This is a genomic window from Bacillus sp. FJAT-29937 (assembly GCF_001509555.1).
Classification (GTDB): domain Bacteria; phylum Bacillota; class Bacilli; order Bacillales; family Cytobacillaceae; genus Cytobacillus.
This window is the reverse complement of record NZ_LMAS01000008.1, coordinates 148850-170344: the sequence shown is the minus strand read 5'-3', so window position 1 is coordinate 170344 and position 21495 is coordinate 148850. Positions and strand designations below refer to the sequence as shown.

Genomic DNA, 21495 nt, shown 5'->3' with positions numbered 1-21495 from the left:
TTATTGAAAAAAAATAAGCAAAGCCAGTGAAATTTTACTTGGTGTAAAATTCCACTGGCTTTTTATTTCAGAGGAGGGTTTTGTCCCACCCTCTTTCTTTTTAATCTATTATTTGCCCTTCAGTCAACATAGTAGACATCTTCCATAGTTTCTCAACATTTTGAGAATCTGTCGCATAGCTCGGATAAGTCCCAGAGCCAAAGATGTTTTTCAATTGCTCGATGCCTTTTTCGTTGACGGATGGCTGGACAAGTTCTCGCTTATGGTTAATAAGCTTCCCGCTAACGTCCTTAAATTCATCAGAGGTACAAATATGAAAATAAGTATCTGCCATGCCCGATGGTAAAGGATTCGTCAGATTTTGTACCCAAGCAAACACCTTCCAAAAGGAATGCATTTTTTGAATGGTCTCTTTTGATAGTTTTACTCGGTTGATTTGGAGGGCATTGACTTTAATCCCCTCGCTTTTTAATTCCTCTGCCATTTTGAAGGTTAGGATCAATAGTGCCATTTTGGAGTCTCCGTACATCTTATAAGCATTGAATGGCTTTGTGTCTTTATATTCACCGCGCAGATTTTCAAAGTCAATTTTCCTTTTTGGATCGAAGAAATTTTTGATGTTAGTCGTGCACGCATGAAGAATTCTCGGATCTTCCGATTTTTTCAGATGGTCAGTTAATAAATGTGTCATCAAAAATGGACCAAATGTGTTCGTAGCAAAAGACAATTCTATGTTCTCTGGACTTAGTTTATACTCTTTTTCCCCATGCTTTAAATAGGCTGCGTTATGTATCAAAATGTCCAGGCGCGGGTATTGGGCTTTAAATTCCGAGCAAAAATTCCGAATAGAATCGAAAGATGAAACATCAAGCTCCATCAAATCTACGTTAGTATTGTTCGAAACCTCCATAATTTCTTTTTGTACTGATTTGCTAATCATGAGATTACGGCAAGCCATGATTACATGATACCCTTCTAGTGCAAACTTGTGTGCAGCTGCCTTCCCTATTCCTGAATTGGCACCTGTAATAATAACGATTCTGTCCTTCATGTCTTTCCCCCTTTTATAAATTCCTAATTTTCAACTGCTAAATTTCCCGAATTGCGTATTTGTGCGACAGAAACATATAGATATTATTCAATTTTTCAAAAGAATGCAACAATTATTTTTAGATAAATAAACTGATAGATTTTTAATCTAACGCCCATCTTTGTCTTTTGAAAGGAGAGCTACCCCTCACAAATAAAGCGCGGATGCACCAAGCATCCCTGCCTTATTTCCAAGTGATGCTTTTACTATTTTCACATCTGAATAACTATCCCTGATTAATTCTTTTACCTTCAAAGAAACCAGCTCAACTAGTTTTTCCTGTTCCATTACTCCACCCCCAAGGATAATTACCGGGGGATTAAAAATATGAATAAGGGAAGTCAGGCCAAGGGCAATTTCAAATATCCAATTCTGAATGACTTTTTCAAGCTCAGCATCCTCTTGATTTTCCTTAGCAAAAATAATTCTCCCGCTTACGTATGTACGATTGAGTTTACTCGCTTCCTTCACTAATGCAGAAGTAGAAGCATAAGTTTCATAGCATCCCAACCGCCCGCAGGAGCATTGATTTCCAAGTGGATGTGTAATCATATGGCCAAATTCAGCCGCGATTCCTTTATGTCCCTTATATAGCTTGGATCCTATTACAATGGCCCCGCCAATCCCAGTTCCATAGGTCAAGCAAAGAAAATCCTCTAATCCCTTGCCAGCACCATAATATTTTTCGCCAAGAGCAGCGGCATTGACATCATTATCAAGCTTAACTTGAACTTTGAATTGATTTTGCAATATTTCAGTCAGTCTAATCCGAGCGAGGTCCGGAATATTTCCATTTTCATAAATATATCCTTCTTCACTATTCACTAGCCCCGCCATGCTTATTCCGATTGCCTCATAGCCATGATATTCGGAAATAATTTGAATTAGTTTTTCCACTAGATTCTTTTCCCCGTTCTGCAGCTTCGTTTCATATTCCTTTACAATATCCAGATGCCCATTTTGATCACATACCCCTGCCTTAATAAAGGTACCTCCAATGTCTAAAACTAGAATTTTCATTTCATTCATCCCTTTTTGTTTAACCTCTTCTATTACATTTTACTATTCATTACAGGAATAATTTCCAATTGTTTGCTAAAATAAAACAAAATCAAATCTTAGGAGAAATAGGAATGGACAATTTTATAGAAAATGATTATTTAAGAGGGATTAAACTGAAACGTGATCATATCCCCTCCTTTAACAATTTCCCATTTAATTTACCTAGCATTCAAACGCTGGATGAACTTTCCTTTCATCCGAACGTAACTTATTTTGTGGGTGATAACGGCATGGGGAAATCGACTTTATTAGAGGCGATTGCGGTTGCTGCTGGCTTTAATCCGGAAGGTGGTTCATTTAATTTCAATTTTTCCACTTATGATTCCCATTCAGAATTAGATCAGTATATTAGGTTAGTGAAAGGAGTCGTAAAACCGAGTGATGGGTTCTTCCTTAGAGCAGAGACCTTCTATAATGTAGCATCTAATATTGAGGAAATGGACAGAGAATTTGGATCAGCCCCCCGGGTTATCGATTCATTTGGAGGTGTGTCACTTCATCAACAGTCACACGGAGAATCATTTTGGGCTACCTTTATGAATCGGTTTTTGGGAAATGGCATTTACATCATGGATGAACCGGAAGCAGCATTATCCCCACTAAGACAATTATCCATGCTGGCGAGAATTCACGAATTAGTCCGTCAGAATTCCCAGTTCATAATTGCCACTCATTCACCCATCATCATGTCTTATCCGAATGCCACCATTATAGAATTTACCGAGGATGGTGCAAAAGAAACAGATCTTGAAGAAACGGGACATTACCGAATGATGAAACAGTTTTTTGAGAACAGAGAAAGAATCCTTCATCATTTACTGAACGATTAAGGCGGAGAATTATTTTTAATGAAAAGACCTCAATAATGCCATATTAAGTATAGGATTAATTGGAAGGAGCAAATTTCAATGGAATTTTTACCACGAGAAAAAATAATTAATGAATTACAGCAGCCGTTTCAATCTTATATCGAAAAGTATGGTATTGATGATATTGGTATTTTTGAGGAGCATGGTGAAGGTGATCGGTACTACCTAGGATACACTGTAAATAAAGACGGGAAAACGTTCCATATTCATAGCCCTTATCTTAAAAATGATCAAGGTGAATTAGCACAAGAAAATGATGAGTGGACACTTGAATCTGATAATCCTAGTTTGGAGGATCAGCGTGGTTATGATGATTTAGAAAGTGTGTTTCGTAATATCTAATTGAAGTAGTCTCTTCAAAAACGCATGGCTAATAATGAAATCCATGCGTGTCTATACATGTCTTGTTCAGTTCAAGCTCGCATTCGCAAAAGTTTTAACTTTTTGCGGAAACCGAGGACGTTATTTTCATAAATAACGCTATTTGGGAGGTGTGACCGGACACTGAGTACGTTAATTAATAAAAATCACGTAAAAATGAATCATTTTAACAAAATAACGGAACGCACGTCCGACTAAAACGTGAAATTCACCGCTTTTACACCAATTAACGGAACGTATGTCCACTTAACGCAATATTAAATTTCATTTCACCTATTCCATGCAACATTAATACCCTAGTAGACGTAAGACATTAGAATACACCAACTTAAGTCCTCCATAGGCGTAAGAGAATAAAATATGAAAACGAAAAAATCGGTAATGGAGAACCAAAACTCCTTGCCGGTTTTTTCATTTTTTTAAGGGGTCTCTTAAGACCATTAGTAATAATCACCAGCTGGATTTGGCAATACTAGCTTGTGAATGAGTAACTTGAGCTTTATGTATATCTCTATCGTTTAAATAGAAACAGGCTAAGGGGAGGAACCTTTTTGGAGCACGCTTGGCTATCTTTATTACCATTTATCATCGTCATTTCCATGTCCATATGGTTAAAAGACATTCTGCCGGGACTTGTTGTTGGGCTTCTGGTTGGAGCAATCCTAGTATCATCTGACATATTAGCCGGTACTCAGCAGGCGATTTCCTATGTCGTCAAAACTTTATCTAACGATACAAATATTAAGATTGTCGGGTTTTTATATTTATTTGGCGGTCTGATTGGAATGATGAATATTGCAGGAGGCATTAAAGGCTTTTCAGAGTGGATTGGAAAACGTATAAAGACCGAGCGTGGGCTGCTTGGGCTTATTTGGCTGACCCTTCCGTTTACGTTTATGATGCCAATGTTTCGGATTATGATGATTGGACCGATTGTTAAATCTCTCATTAACAAAATGAATCTTTCAAGGCAAAAGGTGGGCATGACACTAGATATATCGACAGAGTCCGTAATCGTCTTATTACCAGTAGCCACAGCCTTTGTCGGATTTATGGTCTCTTTAGTGGCCGGGGGAATCCAAGGTTTAGACTTAGGAATGTCACCCTATCAAATATTTTTACTAAGCATTTTATTTAATTTTTATGCCATCAGCATGTTAGTCATCGGAATTATCCAAACCTTTTTGCCGCCTTCTAAAAAAATGATGAATCCCCACGCAACAGCGAATCAGGAAAATAGTGAGCATGAAGAACATGAATTCCATCGAATGGGCATCAAAAAGGAACTGTCTTTAGTAAAAGCACAGCCGTGGCATTTAATCTTCCCTGTCTTTATCTTGCTGGCATTATCGTTATTTCTATTATGGCAAAACGGAACTTCCCTCGGGGCCAAAACCATTTTCGAAGCATTTTCCATGGCAGATGCCACGTTTGTCATGCTTTTGGCAGTTTTTATTACACTTATTTTAACCTTCACCTTTTATATGATTAGGAGACAAAAATTGAGTGAAGTCCTGTATCACTTTTACGATGGAGGGAATCAAATGATGCAGGCCATCAGTCTCCTTATTTTGATTTGGGCATTGACTTTGTCGGCAGAAGATCTTGGCTTTTCAGAATTTATTGGATCAACATTAGGAACCATTTTACCTGCCTTTATGACCCCCGCAACGATATTTTTGATCGGATCGATAGTCGGCTATTTTATAGGGTCATCGTGGGGAACTTGGGGATTATTTATGCCTCTGGGAATCACCTTAGCCGTTTCCACCGGGGCATCTATCCCTTTGACCGTAGGGGCTGTATTTGCCAGCGGGGCATTTGGCGCAATTACCTCGCCGCTTGGCGATACAACCATTACGACTGCATCCATTCTCGACCTCTCTCTTGTCGACTATGCCCGCTATAAATTGAAGGTTTCTGTGATTGGCGGGGCTATAGCAATTGTGCTGTATTTGGTAAGTGGTTTATTTGTCTCATGAAAAAAATGGCTGGTGGGGCTAACATTGAAGTCGATTGATGACCGTGATTGACTTTTTTGAACGTGAACGGGCATCATTACAGGCTATTGATGACCGTTCCCTTCGCATTTTCCACTTGTGCGGATCTAATATGATGGGATTGATGACAAAGAAAGAGACCGTTCCATCAAGTAAGAATAGGAACCGTCCCTTTATATTCATTAATTCATAACCCACTTATCCTTCATGAATAAGATTCTTCCAATAATAAAGAGTACAATCATACAAATCACGTTGCTTGCAATCGTTATTAATATATGTTCTATATTAACAATACCGAAAACTAATTCCTTTAATATACTGAAAAGATTCATGATTGGGATTGCGAAATGCTCAAAGCCTAATTCATTAATTCCAATTCCGGATATAACCATCGTTGGAATAATTGCCAGCATCATAACAGGCGTACTGTAGCTTTGCGATTCCTTTACCGTTTTTCCAATAATGCTTGTAATCATAAGGATTGATGCATTGAACATGGCATAAATAATTGAGGTTAGGATAGCCAAGCCGATGATGATTCCTGCGTTATCTCCAAAAGTGACAGCCTTTTTCAGATTTTCAGTTAACAAGCCAATTTCTAACGCTACGACAATTAGAGTGATAATTCCGGTTATTGCTCCAACAGTTGCAATGGTTAGCCATTTTGCAAAAAGCAGTGTTGCACGGTTGACTGGTGTCATTAATAGAGCTTCCATTGTTTTTCTTTCTTTCTCGCCAGCAAATAAATCTGAAGCAGCTGGACCGGCTCCGACCCCAATCGCAATCGATAAAATTAATGGAATGAGCATTGCAATTAAGTTAATATTAGGATCCTCTGTAGACATTTCCTTTTCATTGATAGCAAATGGCTGAATGACCGAAGATTCTGTTCCTAGCTTCTCCAATCGTTCTGAAGTGACCGATTTTTCGTAAGCTGTTAAGGCGGTATTTACTAGATTCATCAAATTCGAGGAATTCTGGCTAAAGGAATTGCCAATTATCGTTACAGAAGCTTCCTCTCCGTTCGCAATACTGCTCATAAAATTAGGACTTAGATCAAGAGCAGCTAAAGCCCCGCCCTCATTTAGAATCTCTTCAGGATTTGCTGATTTAACAAATTCAATATTGCCATATCCAGTAAATAGACTCTCCTCTTCTACACCAAACGATTGATCTACAGCCAGCATATATGTCTTGCCTTCATCACTAGATATTAATTTTTCATAGAAAAAGGTCATTCCAGTCATCATAATAATTGGCAGCAATACCGTTAATAATAAAGTTCTACTGTCACGGAAGCAGTCCTTTAATTCTTTAAAGTAAATTTTACGAAGCATAGTGGTTTCCTCCTCTAACAAGCTTGCTCATAAAAATATAATTAAGATCTCGGCTTCCTTCAGATTGATAAAGGGCTTCAAGATTACCGTTGTATACTAGTTCTCCTTTATGCACCATCGCAACCGAATCACAAAGCAGCGAAACTTCCTCCATAATATGGCTGGAAAAAACAATCGTTTTTCCTTCACGCTTAAGCTGATGGACAAGCTGACGGAAAACATTGGATGAAGTAATATCTAATCCAGTTGTTGGTTCATCGAATAATATGATTTCAGGATTGTGAATTAGCGTTCTGGCGATAGCTACCTTTTGCCGCATTCCTTTAGAGAACCCGCCAACCTTTCGATCGAGATAATCCCTCATGCCAAACATTTTCGTCAGGTCATCAATCCGTACTTTTGTTTCATGCTTTCCTAGGCCGTAAAGACTTGCAAAGTATTCAAGATTTTCACGAGCAGTCAGCCGGTCATACAGCCCTGTTTCCCCTCCAAAAAGCACGCCGATTCGTTTCTTAATTTCATTTGGATTTTTTACTGTATCATATTCCCCTACAGTTACACGGCCTTCTGTAGGAGTAAGCAATGTAGCAATTGTCCGAAGGAGGGTTGTTTTTCCTGCGCCATTCTCACCTAGCAGCCCTAGTACTTCTCCCTTAGAAACGTTAAAGGAAACATGCTTTAAAGCCGTTACATATTTCTTCTTATCCTTAAATTGTTTTGTCACTTCATGAATTTGAATCATCGTTTTCATCACTCCGTCTGTTTCATTTCTTGTATTTATCATACAAGGAAACAAAAAGGGAATCTACACTTATGTCGCGAATATTCCATATCGTGTCGCGAAAATGACAAATTCCCTATTAAGAATGGTAAAATAATGAAAGCAGACTCACTTGTGAGGATGAGCAGAGCTTGAATTCGTAAAGGAGTTCATTATGAAGATTGGACTTGTAGATGATCGAAAAATTGACTTAGATAAATTACATGGCATCATTTCAGGTATTGAGGGTGTGGATATTATCTTCTCCACCACATCTGCAGAAGAAGCCTATGAACATATTAAAAAAGAAGCAATTGATTTATTAGTTGCCGATATTGAGATGCCAGACCTATCGGGGTATGAACTGGCAGATATTATTCATTCACACGCCCTGAATATTTCAGTCATTTTTGTTACCGGAAATAGCGGTTATGCTGTTCATGCCTTTGAAATTAATGTACATGACTATATTTTGAAGCCATACCCGAAGGAACGTCTGATCCAATCAATTGAACGGCTCAAGGAGAAAACAAAGTCTGCCGAGATCAATGGACGGCTTTATATCAAACAGAAAAATAATATTCATATTATTCAAAAGAAGGATATTATTTTTATAGAAAGATCCGGAAGGTCTACTACGATCTATACGAAATCTGGACAGATCAAAACATACCAAACGCTGAATGAATTGGAGGGCGAACTCCGAGAACGGGATTTCATCCGCTCACACCGATCGTTTATCATCAATATTCACTATGTGCTGAACTTCTCCCTCTACGCAAAGAATTCCTATATTGTCACCTTTGAAGGCATTGAGGAACAAGCGATGATTACAAAGGAGAAGGTAGATTTTTTACAGCAATATTATTTTTAAAGGTGGAAAAAAGTTGAAACTGAACAAAACTTATTGGGGGATCATGGCTTTGCTGGGGATTGTTCACTTGCACTCACTGCTGCTGAATCTCCCTTTACAAATTCCAATTTTCATTACTTGCTTCCTTATAACTGGTCTAATCTATTTTTTATATAAAAAAATCCCTATCAAGGTTTCTGTATTAAGCCATATATGGAATTCTGTCCTTTTTTTCATGCAGGCATTGCTCATTTTGATATATGTAATGGTTAAACCTTCATGGATCTATCTCATTCCATTTTTTATTTTTATCGGGATTGAAAGCTTGCGAGTTTTTTGGGCAAACGAGAAGACATCATTTACTACAAAGCTCAAGGTGTTTGAAGAACAGAATAACCAATTCAATGAAACATTTCGTCTCGTACGGAGTGAGAGACATGACTTTTTAAAGCATGTTTCTGCGATCCACTATTTGCTGGAGGATGGAAAGCCTATTGAGGCTAAGAGCTATCTTGATAAATTAGTTGATGGGTATGAAGAGACGAATTTATCCATCAAAGGAGAACACGGTGTAATTGCTGGGGTTCTGCATAAATTATACCGGCAAGCAAAAGCTTCTGGCATTGAAGTTGTCTACGATTTCGATTTGCCTTTATCAACATTACCCCTTTCTGATCAGCATGTGGTCGCATTAATTGGCAATCTTTTAACGAATAGTATAGATGCTAGTTCAGAGTGGCAAAAGAATCATAAGGAACAAGCTTGTATTACATTGCAATTTTATAAAAGAAGCGGGTTGTATCTATTAATTTGTAAAAATAATAGTCTCCCAATCCCTGCAAATATATTAGATGAATTATTTCAGACATATGGAAAGACAACCAAAACAGGTGATCATGAAGGCTTAGGAACAAAAATCATCCATGATATTGTCAAAGACCATCAAGGATTTCTCGATTTTGTGTATAAAGATCAAGAATTTACAGTGAAAATAAAATTACCAGCTATTCAATAGGATTTAAAAATTCTTTCAAAAAAAGTCACGCCCCTCCTTCATAATAAAGTCAGGGCGTGATTTTTTTGTTTCTCTATGTTTCACGAGATACTTGATTCTTCATTTTCCCCATCACCCCTAGCAGTATGGGGATTGCCAGTAAGGAGGATAAGCACAGCAATCCAAAAACAAGCTTCGGTTTGTCATACCCATATGTATCGAGCAGAAATCCTCCAAGTGCCGGCCCGATAACATTTCCAATCTGTGTAAACCCCATCGCCCCGAAATACGTGCCCCGCAAATGTGGCTTTGCAATATTATCCATGAATAGATCTGTCATGCTGAACATTAACACTTCTCCAGCAGTAAAAATAATCATGACAATAATCCACGCAAACATTCCTCTAGCTAAACCAAAGCCAATTAAACCTAAGCTGATCATGATACTGCCCAACATGATGGATGTTAAAGGCGAATATTTTTTTCCAATCGATAATAGCGGATACTGGATAGAAATGACAGTAAGCGCATTTAGCGCTAATAAAATCGAAAACGTCTTAGCTCCATTTTCAACGAGAGAAGTGTTCGACAGGAATTGAGGCAAAGTAGACGACAATTGGGAATATCCAGTAATCGCCAAAATAAAACCAATTAACGACCATAATAAAATGGTATCTGATTTGGTAATCCTCAATGCTTCGATTAACTTGACACGATTACCAGCGTTCTCATTTTCTTTTATTCCTGTTTTAATTGATGTCCTTTGATAGGTTAGCAGGAGTGATAATCCGTATATGGCATACACACCAGCCGCAATAAAAAAGGCGAAGGTCGATTTAGATGAACCTAAGTAAAATCCAAGGAGCGGACCGAAAATCACACCGACATTAATCGCAGTATAGCGAAGGTTAAAAATAAGCAGTCGATTTTTCGGTTCTGTTAAATCCGCCAGCAAGGCTCTTGATGCCGGTTCAAAAATAGAACGGCAGAATCCATTTAGCGCATTCATAAGAAAGAAGCCCCAAACCGCTTCCACTAAGCCAAAGCCAATAAAAACAAAAGCCCATAGAAAAATGGAAACTAATAAAACTTTTTTTCTGCCATATCGATCGGAAAAATAGCCGCCAAAAAAGCTCGTTGCGATCCCGACCAGTGAACTTACTGCAATAATCAGCCCTGTTTGAGTAGGTGATACCCCTTTTACATTTGTTAAATAAATAGCCAGAAACGGAATGCTCATGGAGGTTGCCATTCTTCCGAAAACCGTTCCAATGACAATATTCCATACAAGTGGATGCAAATTTTTAAGTGCTGTCATATTGTTTCCTCAAATCTATTTTCAATAGTGAATCTATTCTAGCCTTTTAAGAAGATTATGGCAATATTTAATGAGTATGATAGTTTCTATGCAAACTTTATGCTTAAATTACATTATAGAGAAATTTAGAGGAGGAAACACAATGCCGATAGATTTAAGAAGTGATACTGTTACAATGCCTACTGAAAAGATGAGAGATGCAATGCGCAATGCCGAGGTTGGGGATGATGTATATCGTGATGATCCTACTATCAATCGTTTAGAGCAAATAGCGGCAGACTTACTCGGAAAAGAAGCCGCTTTATTTGTCACAAGTGGAACACAGGGAAATCAGGTAGCAGTATTGACCCATACACAGCGAGGAGATGAGGTTATTTTAGAGGAGAACTCCCATATTTTTTACTATGAAACTGGCGGCCTCGCAACCATCGCAGGGGTACAGGCGAAGACAATTAAAGGGATAAATGGGCAAATGCCTTTATCTGAAATAAAGAAAGCCATTCGCGGGAATGACATTCACTTTCCAAGAACTAGCTTAATTTGCTTAGAGAATTCTCATGCATTTTCAGGCGGGCGGGTATTGCCGCTTAGTTATATGCAAGAGGTTTATCAGCTTTCAAGAGAGTATCAGATTCCCATCCATTTAGACGGGGCAAGATTATTCAATGCAGCTACTCGTTTAAATGTTCATCCTAAAGAAATGGCCAAATATGCAGACTCCGTTCAGTTTTGTTTATCTAAAGGGCTTAGTGCTCCAATGGGTTCACTATTAGCAGGAACAAAGGAGTTTATCGAAAGATCCAGAAAGTGGAGAAAAATGCTCGGAGGCGGAAACCGTCAGGCAGGTATCATTGGTGCAGCAGGAATTGTGGCTCTAGAAGAAATGATTGACCGTTTGAAAGAAGACCATATTCATGCAAAAGCCCTTGCTAATGGACTATCCCTAATTGACGGAATTGACATCGATTTAGATAGTGTGGAAACCAATATTATCATGGTGGATATTGATCGACTAGGAATGGACTCGGAGGAATTTATTAACCAATTAAGGAGTCATGAGATATTAGCAACTTCTTCAGGTCCAACTCGAATCAGATTTGTTACACATAGGGGCATTACAAATGATGATGTCGAGAAAGCGGTTGAAACTGTTAAGTCAATTGCAAATTCATATATAAAAATCTAAAAATACGGCCTGTCCCCTATTGTTCGGGGACAGGCCTATTCATATTAGCCATGCGGGTGTTGTTGTCCTCTTCATAGTAAGCATTTTTAATAGTAGAAGCCAGAAACACGTAACATGAACACTTCATGGTTAGCGTTTTACACAAGAATGGATGAAAACACGCACTATGAACACGTCATAGTTTGCGTTTTAAACAGGAGTGGCTCAAAACACGCACTATGAACGCTTCATAACTAGCGTTTTACACAAGAGTGGATGAAAACACTCACTATGAACACTTCATAGTTAGCGTTTTACACAAGAATGGATGAAAACACGCACTATGAACACGTCATAGTTTGCGTTTTACACAAGAGTGGATGAAAACACGCACTATGAACACCTCATAGTTAGCGTTTTACACAAGAGTGAATCAAAACACGCACTATGAACACGTCATGGCAGGAGTAATTAACAGATGTAGCCAGCACCACACGCTATGACCTCTACAACTTATCCAACATAAGATCAAAACTTCTATTTTTCATTTCGATGCGCCTTCAAATTTTAGTGCCAAACCTTTAATCCGTCTTTCAGCCTCCCCCATCATGCCATCAAGCAGTTCCTTCACACTAGGAACATCCTCGATCAACCCCGCAACCTGGCCGCTATTAATAAATCCTTTTTCCATATCGCCTTCAATCGCACCTTTAATATGTTTTTCTTCTGATGTCCATTCTGTATATTCCTCTAATGTCATTCCCTCTTTTTCCCGATCATGAAGAGTCTTCGCGTATGGTGTTTTTAAAATTCTTCTGACCTGACCAACACTGCGGCCAAAAATCATCGTTTCTGTGTCGCCTGCGTTAACAAGATTCTGTTTATATAAATCGTGAAATGGTGCTTCTTTTGTCGCGATTAGTCTAGTACCCATTTGCACTCCGCTTGCGCCAAGCATCAGTGCCGCCGCTAGGCCTTTGCCGTCTCCGATTCCCCCAGCTGCCAATACTGGTATGTTCACATGCTTCACAATTTGCGGAATAAGCGTAAATGTTGTTAATTCCAGACTAGAATTAATCCCTGCGGCTTCATAGCCCTCCGCTACTAAAATATCCGCTCCAGCTGCTTCAGCTTTTTTGGCATGCTTTACTGATGCAACGAGAGCAATTACATTCACACCATGCCCATGAAGCATTGGAATGAAAGGTGCCGGGTTTCCTGCTGATAGGGATACGACTGGAATACGGTGATTAATCACGAGTTCAATTAGCTCCTTCGTATAAGGAGATACACTAACAGCGATATTTACAGCAAAAGGTTTATTCGTTCGCTGCTTCGTTTCAAGAATAATTTTTTCTACTTCATTTGGTGCCATTGTGCCGCAGCCAATTGTCCCAAGACCTCCTGCTTCGCAAACAGCTGCTGTCAGCTGCGCATTGCTGATATTACCCATTCCACCCTGGATAATCGGATATTTGATTTGAAGCAATTCACAAACAGATTTCATCATTATCCTTCATCCTTTCTCTATAAAAAGACTGCCCAACGCCTGCCTTTAATGGGCGGTTCTGGACAGCCTGTTTGATGATGTTGTTCAATAAATAGGACTATTTATTAACATTCTCAACAATAGCAGCAATTCCCTGGCCAACACCGATACACATTGTCGCAAGGCCATATTTTTCATCACGTTTCTTCATTTCATAAAGAAGTGTCGTTAAAATGCGAGCACCGCTTGCGCCAAGCGGATGTCCGAAAGCAATTGCTCCCCCGTTAACGTTCACCTTACTTTGATCAAGTCCCAACTGACGAATACATTCAAGTGATTGAGATGCAAACGCCTCATTCAATTCGACTAGTCCCAAATCATCTACTGTCAATCCTGCCCGTTCAAGCGCTTTTCTTGATGCATAAATCGGACCAAGTCCCATAACGGCGGGCTCAAGTCCGGCTGTCGCCCCTGTCACATATTTCGCAAGCTGCCTCAGGCACAATTCTTTTGCTTTTTCAGAACTCATCAATAGCAGGGCTGAGGCTCCGTCATTTACACCTGAAGCATTGCCAGCAGTTACTGTACCGCCTTCAAAGAGCGGTCTGAGTTTGCCGAGCTTTTCCAGTGTAGAATCTGGGCGTGGATGCTCGTCTGTATTTACAATAATTTCATTTCCTTTACGATCTTTATAAATAACAGGGACAATTTCCTCTGAGAAACGATTTTCCTCCATCGCCTTTTTCGCACGCTGCTGGCTTTCAAAGGCAAATTGATCCTGGTCTCTTCGTGAAATATTATAACGCTGTGCGACATTTTCAGCCGTTTGCGGCATGGAATCTGTACCGTACATTTCTTTCAGCTTCGGATTCGTAAAGCGCCAGCCAATCGTTGTATCCTGCAATTCCATATTGCCGCGCGGAAAGTCTTGATAAGGCTTTGCCATCACGAGCGGTGCACGAGTCATACTCTCTGTTCCACCCGCGATAAAAATATCACCTTCGCCTACAGCAATGGATCTTGCTGCATACAAAACCGCATCCAAGCCAGAACCGCACAGGCGGTTGATCGTCGTACCGCCGACTTCCACTGGGAGGCCCGCAAGCAAAGCAGACATTCGCGCTACGTTTCGGTTATCTTCCCCGGCCTGATTCGCGTTGCCAAAAATAACCTCTTCAATTTCTTCTAGGGGAAGTTTAGGGTTTCTTTCGATAAGTGCCTTAATAACAATAGCACCTAGGTCATCTGGTCTTACATCTTTTAAAGCTCCTTTATATTTGCCTATCGGTGTACGGACAGCATCAATAATGACTACTTCTCTCATTTTTTACCATCTCTTCCTTATTAGTATAATCATAAACACCTTTTCCGCTTTTTCGACCTAGACGTCCTGCTTTGACGTACTGTTCTAGAAGTGGTGCCGGGCGGTATTTTTCGCCAAGCTTTTCATGTAAGTATTTCAGGTTGTTTAAACGGACATCAAGGCCCACAAGGTCAACGAGTTCAAATGGCCCCATCGGATAGTTCAAGCCAAGTTTAATCGCTTTATCAATTTCTTCAGGTGTTCCAAGTCCCTCCTGAAGCATATAAAACGCTTCGTTGCCGACAAGGGCACTAATCCGGCTCGTTACGAATCCTGGGAATTCATTAATTACGGCAGTTTCTTTCCCCATTTTGACAGCTACTTCCCTGATGACATTTGCTGTTTCCTCACTCGTTTCCAAGCCGCGGACAATTTCTACGAGAGGCATTTTATGTACAGGATTGAAGAAATGCATCGCGATTGTTTTTTCTGGCCGTTTTGCATAAGAAGCAATCTCTGTTGGACTCATTGTGGATGTATTAGTAGCAAATATGCAGCTTTCGGATGCATGTTCTTCCATTATTTCAAACACTTGTTTTTTGATTGCTGCTATTTCAGGAACAGCTTCAATGATTAAATCAGCAAATGAAGCTGCTTTAGACAAGTTACTTTCATAGCTTAAATTAGCACGGGCTTTTACTGCTTCTTCTGGAGAAATTTTCCCCCGTAACAGGCCTTTTTCAAAAATCGAGCCAATTTCCTGCTTGGCATTTTGCAAAGCTGATTCATTAATGTCTACTAATGTGACTGAATATCCGCCAACTGCTCCAACATAGGCAATGCCTCTGCCCATTACCCCGGAGCCTACAACCACAATGCGGGTGATCATATCGATTCTCCTCCTTATGCATTAAATGAGTATGGAAAGATAACCTTATTTCGCTGTCTATCTTAACTAATTCGCCTGTGCTAATTTCCACTTAGAATAAAACTACTTACTCTGCCAGCATTACTTGTGTAACTTACCTTATTATTTTCCTGAAAAAATAGGCTTTCTTTTTTGCAAAAATGCTTTAATGCCCGCGCGGTGATCAGCTGTTAAACCGGCCGCTCTCTGACCTTGCGCTTCGTGCTCAAGATAGTCTTCAAAGGAAAGTGAGGAAGCTGCTTTCAGTGAGCGTTTAATTAAACTTATGGCCTTCGTTGGCATAGATGCTAGGCGTGAAGCAAAGCTGCTTACCTCTACCTCGAAAGCCTCCACTGGAATCATCCGATTTGCAAGACCAATATGAACGGCCTCCTCTGCGGGCACTTTTTCTCCCAATATAGCGAGCTCTGCCGCCTTTGCATGACCAACAAGCTGACTTAGAAAATAGAGATTGCCAGAGTCAGGAATGAGCCCTACATGAATGAAAGCATTTACGAAACTGGCTTTCTCTGAAACTAGTCTAAAATCACATGCAAGTGCAAGGGAAAATCCTGCTCCAGCAGCTACTCCATTTACTGCTGCGATAATCGGCTTTTCACATTGTCTCAATTGTTTAACCATCGGGCCGTAATGGTTTCTTAGCACATCGCCATGATCCATTTTTTCATCGACTTCTGATAAATCTTGGCCGGAACAGAACGCCCGGCCCTCGCCTGTAATAACTATGCAGCGTACCATATCGTCCTTTGAAGCGCTTCTTACGGCGTCTTTTATTTCACGGTTCATTTGCGCGGTAAACGCGTTAAGTTTGTCTGGCCTATTTAAGTAAAGCCAGGCAACTCCATCTTTAACGTCATAACGGATCGTTTCAAACATGCAATTCCCCCCTATTTTCCTTTATAATTCAGTTTTCTTTCTTTCCTCACTTCCTCCAAAACACTTACATTGAACAGCTCTTTGTGAAGCTTTTGCCTCGATTCCTTCAAAACGTTGCTTCGATCTTATCCCCTGCCTCATTCCGCCTGATAAATTGTTCTAGTTTCTCTTTTTAGCCACCATTGTAAGATTGGCCATTTCTGCTCCTCCTACTAAATCTATAGGAAATGATTAATTATATTACACCTTTATAACGCTATTGTAGTTTATCGTTATATGAATTGTAAATATATTCAGACATTTATAGGAAAACTTTTTTCCCGACTTAAATACCCGTTACACTTACCCCTTTAGACTGAATAATATCCTCTAATAATTCTTAACATAATATGGATACTATCCGGTGATAATAAAAATAGGAACATTTAGGAGGATTACCTATTGGATATATCATGGATGGCTTTTATGATGATTATTTTAGCAAGTTATCGTTTAACCCATTTAATCGTTTTTGATAAAATTGCAGAACCTTTAAGAAATCTTTTTTTAACGAAAAAGGAAACTCCCGACCATGAATTCAAAAAGGTGCCAAAATCCATGATTGGTTACCTTTTAACCTGTTATTGGTGCACAGGAATTTGGTCTGCAATCCTGCTCTGTACAAGTTATCTTTTTCTTCCCTCCTTTGCTAAATTTATTATTTTCATCCTCTCCATTGCAGGTGGACAAGCCATCTTGGAAACGTTTGTTGGGGTAAATATTAAAAGAACTGAATTGTATAATGAGCGAATAAAACATAATTCAAATTCCAATTAGAGAAGACTGACCCCGGGATTGAAAAACAAAGTCCAATCCCCCAGTACAGAAATACTTTAGTATACTGAGGGATTGGACTTTGAATATTCTCTATTAATACCTATCCTGCCGGCAACTTCATTTTATCCATGATTGTGGAAAAAAAGCTTCTGACGGATACAATTTTGTGGCTTTTTTGATCAGAGCCTTCATTTATGATTTGACAACCTGTCAACCGTTCAAACATTTCTATTCCTTGTTCGTTCTCTCTAGAATCCTTATCCAGTAGCTCGGAGGAGTAGATGTATTCCCCTTTCATAATGCTGTGTATCGAGGCGATTAACTCCTCGCTTGGGGTGTCCTTCAATAAATAACCTCTGACACCCGCTTTCAGGGCACCTTTAGAATAGCCTGTTTTTGCAAAGGTTGATAAAATAATTACCTTACACCCTGTTGTCATGCAGGCATCTACTACCTCAAGTTTGCTCATTCCGGGCATGTCTATGTCCATAATACAAACATCGGGCTGCAATTGTTGTACAAGGGTAAGGGTCTCTTCTCCATTCCTTGCCCGACCGACCACTTCCATGTCACTTTCCATATTTAGAAGCGAACCTATAACCCCTAACAGCATTTCCTGATCCTCAGCAATGACAATTCGAATCATTTACGTTCTCCCCTTATCTATATGCACCATTAAACAAAAGCTCCCTAGAATTTGGGAGCCAGCTAAAGTTATAATTCAGGTTTTACTTGAACGGAAACTCTCTTTTCAACTAAAGCTTTAACTTCTTTAAAACTAACGAAATTCTTGTTTTTCTCATCCCATAGACGGAATCGCAGTGACTTCAAACTTGTTGCAAGAGAGATCGTTGGAACGTTTTGTAAAGGAGGCGTATTATTGTGTGCCTTTTCCAGTTTATAATTTGGAACCCTTGGGCTTAAATGATGAACATGGTGAAACCCAATATTTCCAGTTAAGAATTGCATAAGTTTTGGAAGCTTGTAAAAGGAGCTTCCTTCCACTGCGGCTTTTACATATTCCCAATCTTTATCTTCTTCAAAATAAGAGTCCTCAAACGTATGCTGTACATAAAACAGCCAAATGCCTACTGAACCAGAAAGCAGGAAAATCGATCCTTGAACGAGAAGGAATGACTGCCAGCCTACTGCCCAGCAGAGCAATCCTACTAAAGCAGCAATAAGAGCATTCGTTAAATATGTGTTCATACGCTCCTTCTTTTTGGCACCTTTACGGTTAAATCTATTTTTAAGGAGGAATACATAAATAGGTCCTAATCCGAACATAACGAATGGATTACGGTAAAAACGGTATGCTAAACGAAGTCTAAGCGGTGCCGCTAAATATTCATCTACAGTTAGCGTCCAAATATCTCCTGTCCCGCGTTTATCTAAGTTCCCGCTTGTTGCGTGATGAACGGAGTGCTCATGCCCCCATTGATCAAAAGGAAAGATTGTCAAAACACCCATTGCTGTTCCAACTATTCGATTGGCACGGCGATCTTTAAAAAAGGAATGATGGGTGCAATCATGAAAGATAATGAAAATTCTCGTTAAAAAACCAGCCGCAAACACAATGGGCACTAATGCCAGCCAATATGATACGGACAGGCTTAAATAGGCAAGATACCATAATGTAATAAATGGAACGACCGTATTGATGAGCTGCCATACACTTTCTTTTGTCGTTGATTTTTCAAATGGAGCTACTTGTTTTCTCAAATTCTTCGTGTTTTGTAAGGTCATTTATTTAAATTCCTTCCTTGAATCCTTTGTTAATTTTAATTATAAAGGAAGGGATTTGGAGTTGTTAGTAGCAGGTGTCACCTACAAGGCATGACAAACGTCATGTACAAGATAGACTTAAAGATAAATTCTGCAAAACACTTTCACGGAATATAAACAAGAAAAGCCGCCATTTCGCACTTAACGGACCAACCTTCCCATGACAGCTGCTTAATGAAAACCAGTTGTTTTTTAAAAATAAAATCCAACTTGTTCTGTATTTCACGTATAATGAACCATATTCACATCATGCATATAGTAATCCTTTAGGAGAATAAAACTGCCCGAATAAACCAAGATATCATGAAACTTCATTTCAGCGGCGGAAAAAACAAAAAGAATTCGTGCTGTAGATTTCGTTGGAACGATTGCAAAAATCCCTGGAGTCACAGCAAATGATATTGGTATTATTACGGTCAAGGATCATCTGTCATATGTTGATATTCTTAACGGAAAAGGCGCACTAGTTTTACAAGCAATGGAGAATACAACAGTCAAAGGAAATAAATTAAAAGTTTTGTAAAGCAATTAAATAATTAAAGACATAAAGGACGATTATTAACAAAAATAATTGTCCTTTATCTTAGAAACCTCTATTCATTTCCTGTATTGTAATTTTATTCCACATCGCATCATCCAAATACTATTTCCCTTTTCAAAGGTGATCATGGACGAGCGATTTGTGTAAACTCCTATGTAAAAGCGTACTCTGAAGCCTCATGATGAAAGTTTCGGTGGGTTCCAATAAAAACAGCGTTCATGTTGAGCGATTTTATTATACAATACAAATAATACCATTTCTTAAAGATGGGGATGATTTCTTCGGGATCTTTTGTCGTAAAAGCAAATGGACAGCCAATCATGGAATATTCTTTTCAAGGATCCGATTTCAGCAATGAAAAAGCAGTCATTCATATTCAAAGCTCATCTTACGAACCAATCTTCTGGCAGTTCATGGCAATCGGAAAATCCAATAAAGGGACAAAGCCAAGAGGATTTCTTAGAGCGTTTCAGTCCGATTTTTCATTCCTGGAGGAGTTAGATAACTTAACAGGACGATATTTGGATAATGCTAACTTCTTCAGTGTGGAAGATCCACAAATGATTTCCGATCATGAGTTATATGATTTGCTTATGGCCGAGTATCCTGGTTGGGTTCGGGCTGCTTCTGATAATGGGTTAATTCTTAGAGAAACAAGCAGAATTCGCTGATAATAATATTTTTCTGAAAAGCAAAAAAGGGAAACTCGGCTCACGATTGGCCATGCTTCCCTTTTTAAAATATGTTATTCAAATATCGGCAAGGTTACGACAACCATCAGTAAATACAAAGTGGCAATATAATTTACTGAATACAGAAACATAACCCGAGCCCACTTCTGATCATCCTTCACAAAAAATCCCCTTATACTAATCACTAGCCATGCAATATTAAGCAAGGTAGCAACGACTAGGAACACTGTACCGAGCGGAGCTAAATAAAATGGCAGCGGCAATAAGCATGCTACATAGACAAGGATTTGCCGCTTCGTCATCGAAAAGCCATGAACAACTGGCAGCATCGCGACATTCGCCGCTTTATACTCATCATGTTTTCTCATGGCGATGGCAAACGTATGCGGCATTTGAAAAATAAATAAAATCAGAAACAATACAATTGGAATGATATGCATGCCAGACGTTATCGCTGCCCATCCAATTAAAGGAGAAACAGCCCCCGAGATACTTCCAATGACAGTATTCAGAGTAAATCTTCGTTTGGACCACATCGTGTACAAAATGACATAAGTAAACCATCCGATAAATGCATAAAAGGCAGCTTCAAGAGTTGTAAAAAAGAGTATGAGGAATCCTAAAATGGAAAAGGCAATCCCCATAATTAAAACAGCCTTTAAAGAAAAATGGCCTGTTACAGTCGGGCGATTTTTCGTCCTATCCATTACCCTATCAATATCCACATCATACCAATTATTAATAATAAGTGCTCCTGCCATTACAAACGTACTGCCAACCATAGTCAGTAAAAATAACGGTACATGCTCCATAAAGGATTCATTTGAAAAGTACAATGCTAACCAGAATCCGGTAAAGACCGGCAGAACATTGGCTATTAATACATTCGCTTTGAAAAGTGACCTTAGGTCAGATAAGAAAGACTTTTGCGGAGAAGGTGTTCTATCCTTACTCATCTAATATCCTCCCCCCATGACATAGTTCAAAAAATGATAGACAACTCCTCTTATGCGTTTTATAAAGAGGCCCATCTAATATTAACACAGATACGTTACAAAATTGAAATGCTTTAAACAAAATTCTACACAATTTGCTAAAAAGCATCCTCACCTAGAAGTTTCTGCGAATGATAATTATTTTCTCTATCAAAAATAAGTGTTTTTAATTTTTATTAATATCATAGGAAATAATAATAAAAAACTTTGACATTCAAATAGCAATCATGTAAATTAC

Annotated in this window: 20 protein-coding genes and 1 pseudogene; 9 read left to right on the top strand and 12 right to left on the bottom strand. The window is 39.0% G+C overall.

From position 1 onward, the window contains the following. Nucleotides 1-100 precede the first annotated feature (100 nt). Nucleotides 101-1051 (bottom strand): SDR family NAD(P)-dependent oxidoreductase, encoded by a 951-nt coding sequence (locus tag AR328_RS17380; RefSeq protein ID WP_066298762.1) that lies wholly within the window; start codon nucleotides 1049-1051, stop codon nucleotides 101-103. A 186-nt stretch (nucleotides 1052-1237) separates the two neighbouring features. Further along, entirely contained in the window at nucleotides 1238-2110 is an 873-nt protein-coding gene (locus AR328_RS17375) for an ROK family protein (protein ID WP_066298957.1), read from the bottom strand. A gap of 113 nt (nucleotides 2111-2223) precedes the next feature. Here AR328_RS17375 and AR328_RS17370 point away from each other — a divergent pair, with 113 nt between their 5' ends. The 3 genes from AR328_RS17370 (at nucleotide 2224) to AR328_RS17360 (ending at nucleotide 5384) form a co-directional block, all read left to right on the top strand. Then, nucleotides 2224-2982, top strand: coding sequence for an AAA family ATPase (locus AR328_RS17370; RefSeq protein ID WP_066298759.1), 759 nt, complete (start codon nucleotides 2224-2226; stop codon nucleotides 2980-2982). A gap of 78 nt (nucleotides 2983-3060) precedes the next feature. Continuing rightward, nucleotides 3061-3363, top strand: coding sequence for a DUF5634 family protein (locus tag AR328_RS17365; RefSeq protein ID WP_066298756.1), 303 nt, complete (start codon nucleotides 3061-3063; stop codon nucleotides 3361-3363). Between the two features lie 590 nt (nucleotides 3364-3953). Next, nucleotides 3954-5384, top strand: coding sequence for a Na+/H+ antiporter NhaC family protein (locus AR328_RS17360; protein ID WP_082677292.1), 1431 nt, complete (start codon nucleotides 3954-3956; stop codon nucleotides 5382-5384). Nucleotides 5385-5584: 200 nt separating this feature from the next. Here AR328_RS17360 and AR328_RS17355 read toward each other — a convergent pair whose 3' ends face one another. Next, nucleotides 5585-6742 (bottom strand): ABC transporter permease, encoded by a 1158-nt coding sequence (locus AR328_RS17355; RefSeq protein WP_066298754.1) that lies wholly within the window; start codon nucleotides 6740-6742, stop codon nucleotides 5585-5587. Continuing rightward, entirely contained in the window at nucleotides 6732-7484 is a 753-nt protein-coding gene (locus tag AR328_RS17350; protein WP_066298745.1) for an ATP-binding cassette domain-containing protein, read from the bottom strand. Before AR328_RS17350 ends, AR328_RS17355 begins: the two co-directional genes overlap by 11 nt. Before the next feature lie 190 nt (nucleotides 7485-7674). On the opposite strand from AR328_RS17350, the gene AR328_RS17345 reads away from it, so the two are divergent. Both AR328_RS17345 and AR328_RS17340 read left to right on the top strand, forming a co-directional pair. Beyond that, nucleotides 7675-8376, top strand: coding sequence for a LytR/AlgR family response regulator transcription factor (locus AR328_RS17345; RefSeq protein ID WP_066298743.1), 702 nt, complete (start codon nucleotides 7675-7677; stop codon nucleotides 8374-8376). A gap of 13 nt (nucleotides 8377-8389) precedes the next feature. Continuing rightward, a complete protein-coding gene (locus AR328_RS17340) occupies nucleotides 8390-9370 on the top strand; it encodes a sensor histidine kinase (protein WP_231734979.1) in 981 nt (326 codons plus the stop codon). Nucleotides 9371-9443: 73 nt separating this feature from the next. Here the strand turns inward: AR328_RS17340 and AR328_RS17335 are convergent, their stop codons facing one another. Continuing rightward, on the bottom strand, nucleotides 9444-10667 hold the full coding sequence (locus AR328_RS17335; RefSeq protein ID WP_066298740.1) for an MDR family MFS transporter: 1224 nt from the start codon (nucleotides 10665-10667) through the stop codon (nucleotides 9444-9446). Between the two features lie 142 nt (nucleotides 10668-10809). Between AR328_RS17335 and ltaE the strand changes: the two genes are divergently transcribed. Continuing rightward, complete coding sequence (gene ltaE, locus AR328_RS17330; protein WP_066298738.1) at nucleotides 10810-11853, top strand: low-specificity L-threonine aldolase; 1044 nt, start codon at nucleotides 10810-10812, stop codon at nucleotides 11851-11853. Between the two features lie 523 nt (nucleotides 11854-12376). On the opposite strand, the gene AR328_RS17325 is transcribed toward ltaE, so the two are convergent. From AR328_RS17325 to AR328_RS17310, 4 genes are all read right to left on the bottom strand, one after another. Then, nucleotides 12377-13339 carry an NAD(P)H-dependent flavin oxidoreductase gene (locus AR328_RS17325; RefSeq protein WP_066298944.1) on the bottom strand — a complete coding sequence of 321 codons (963 nt, stop codon included), beginning with the start codon at nucleotides 13337-13339 and terminating at the stop codon, nucleotides 12377-12379. A gap of 100 nt (nucleotides 13340-13439) precedes the next feature. Continuing rightward, complete coding sequence (locus AR328_RS17320; protein ID WP_066298735.1) at nucleotides 13440-14645, bottom strand: acetyl-CoA C-acyltransferase; 1206 nt, start codon at nucleotides 14643-14645, stop codon at nucleotides 13440-13442. After that, nucleotides 14623-15513 (bottom strand): 3-hydroxyacyl-CoA dehydrogenase, encoded by an 891-nt coding sequence (locus tag AR328_RS17315; protein WP_066298733.1) that lies wholly within the window; start codon nucleotides 15511-15513, stop codon nucleotides 14623-14625. The genes AR328_RS17320 and AR328_RS17315 overlap by 23 nt, the downstream gene beginning before the upstream one ends. A gap of 141 nt (nucleotides 15514-15654) precedes the next feature. Then, nucleotides 15655-16428 carry an enoyl-CoA hydratase-related protein gene (locus tag AR328_RS17310; RefSeq protein ID WP_066298731.1) on the bottom strand — a complete coding sequence of 258 codons (774 nt, stop codon included), beginning with the start codon at nucleotides 16426-16428 and terminating at the stop codon, nucleotides 15655-15657. A gap of 456 nt (nucleotides 16429-16884) precedes the next feature. Here AR328_RS17310 and AR328_RS17305 point away from each other — a divergent pair, with 456 nt between their 5' ends. Continuing rightward, nucleotides 16885-17244, top strand: coding sequence for a DUF1360 domain-containing protein (locus AR328_RS17305; protein ID WP_066298942.1), 360 nt, complete (start codon nucleotides 16885-16887; stop codon nucleotides 17242-17244). Nucleotides 17245-17344: 100 nt separating this feature from the next. Here AR328_RS17305 and AR328_RS17300 read toward each other — a convergent pair whose 3' ends face one another. Together AR328_RS17300 and AR328_RS17295 are read right to left on the bottom strand one after the other, a co-directional pair. Further along, entirely contained in the window at nucleotides 17345-17890 is a 546-nt protein-coding gene (locus AR328_RS17300) for a response regulator (RefSeq protein ID WP_066298729.1), read from the bottom strand. A gap of 68 nt (nucleotides 17891-17958) precedes the next feature. Beyond that, complete coding sequence (locus AR328_RS17295; RefSeq protein ID WP_066298721.1) at nucleotides 17959-18990, bottom strand: fatty acid desaturase; 1032 nt, start codon at nucleotides 18988-18990, stop codon at nucleotides 17959-17961. A gap of 312 nt (nucleotides 18991-19302) precedes the next feature. Between AR328_RS17295 and AR328_RS22345 the strand changes: the two are divergent. Then, nucleotides 19303-19552: pseudogene (locus AR328_RS22345) on the top strand (DbpA RNA binding domain-containing protein); the annotation flags it as partial. A 338-nt stretch (nucleotides 19553-19890) separates the two neighbouring features. Continuing rightward, a complete protein-coding gene (locus tag AR328_RS17290) occupies nucleotides 19891-20241 on the top strand; it encodes a VWA domain-containing protein (protein ID WP_231734976.1) in 351 nt (116 codons plus the stop codon). A 74-nt stretch (nucleotides 20242-20315) separates the two neighbouring features. Here the strand turns inward: AR328_RS17290 and cyoE are convergent, their stop codons facing one another. Then, nucleotides 20316-21218 carry a heme o synthase gene (gene cyoE / locus AR328_RS17285; RefSeq protein WP_066298711.1) on the bottom strand — a complete coding sequence of 301 codons (903 nt, stop codon included), beginning with the start codon at nucleotides 21216-21218 and terminating at the stop codon, nucleotides 20316-20318. Nucleotides 21219-21495 lie beyond the last annotated feature (277 nt).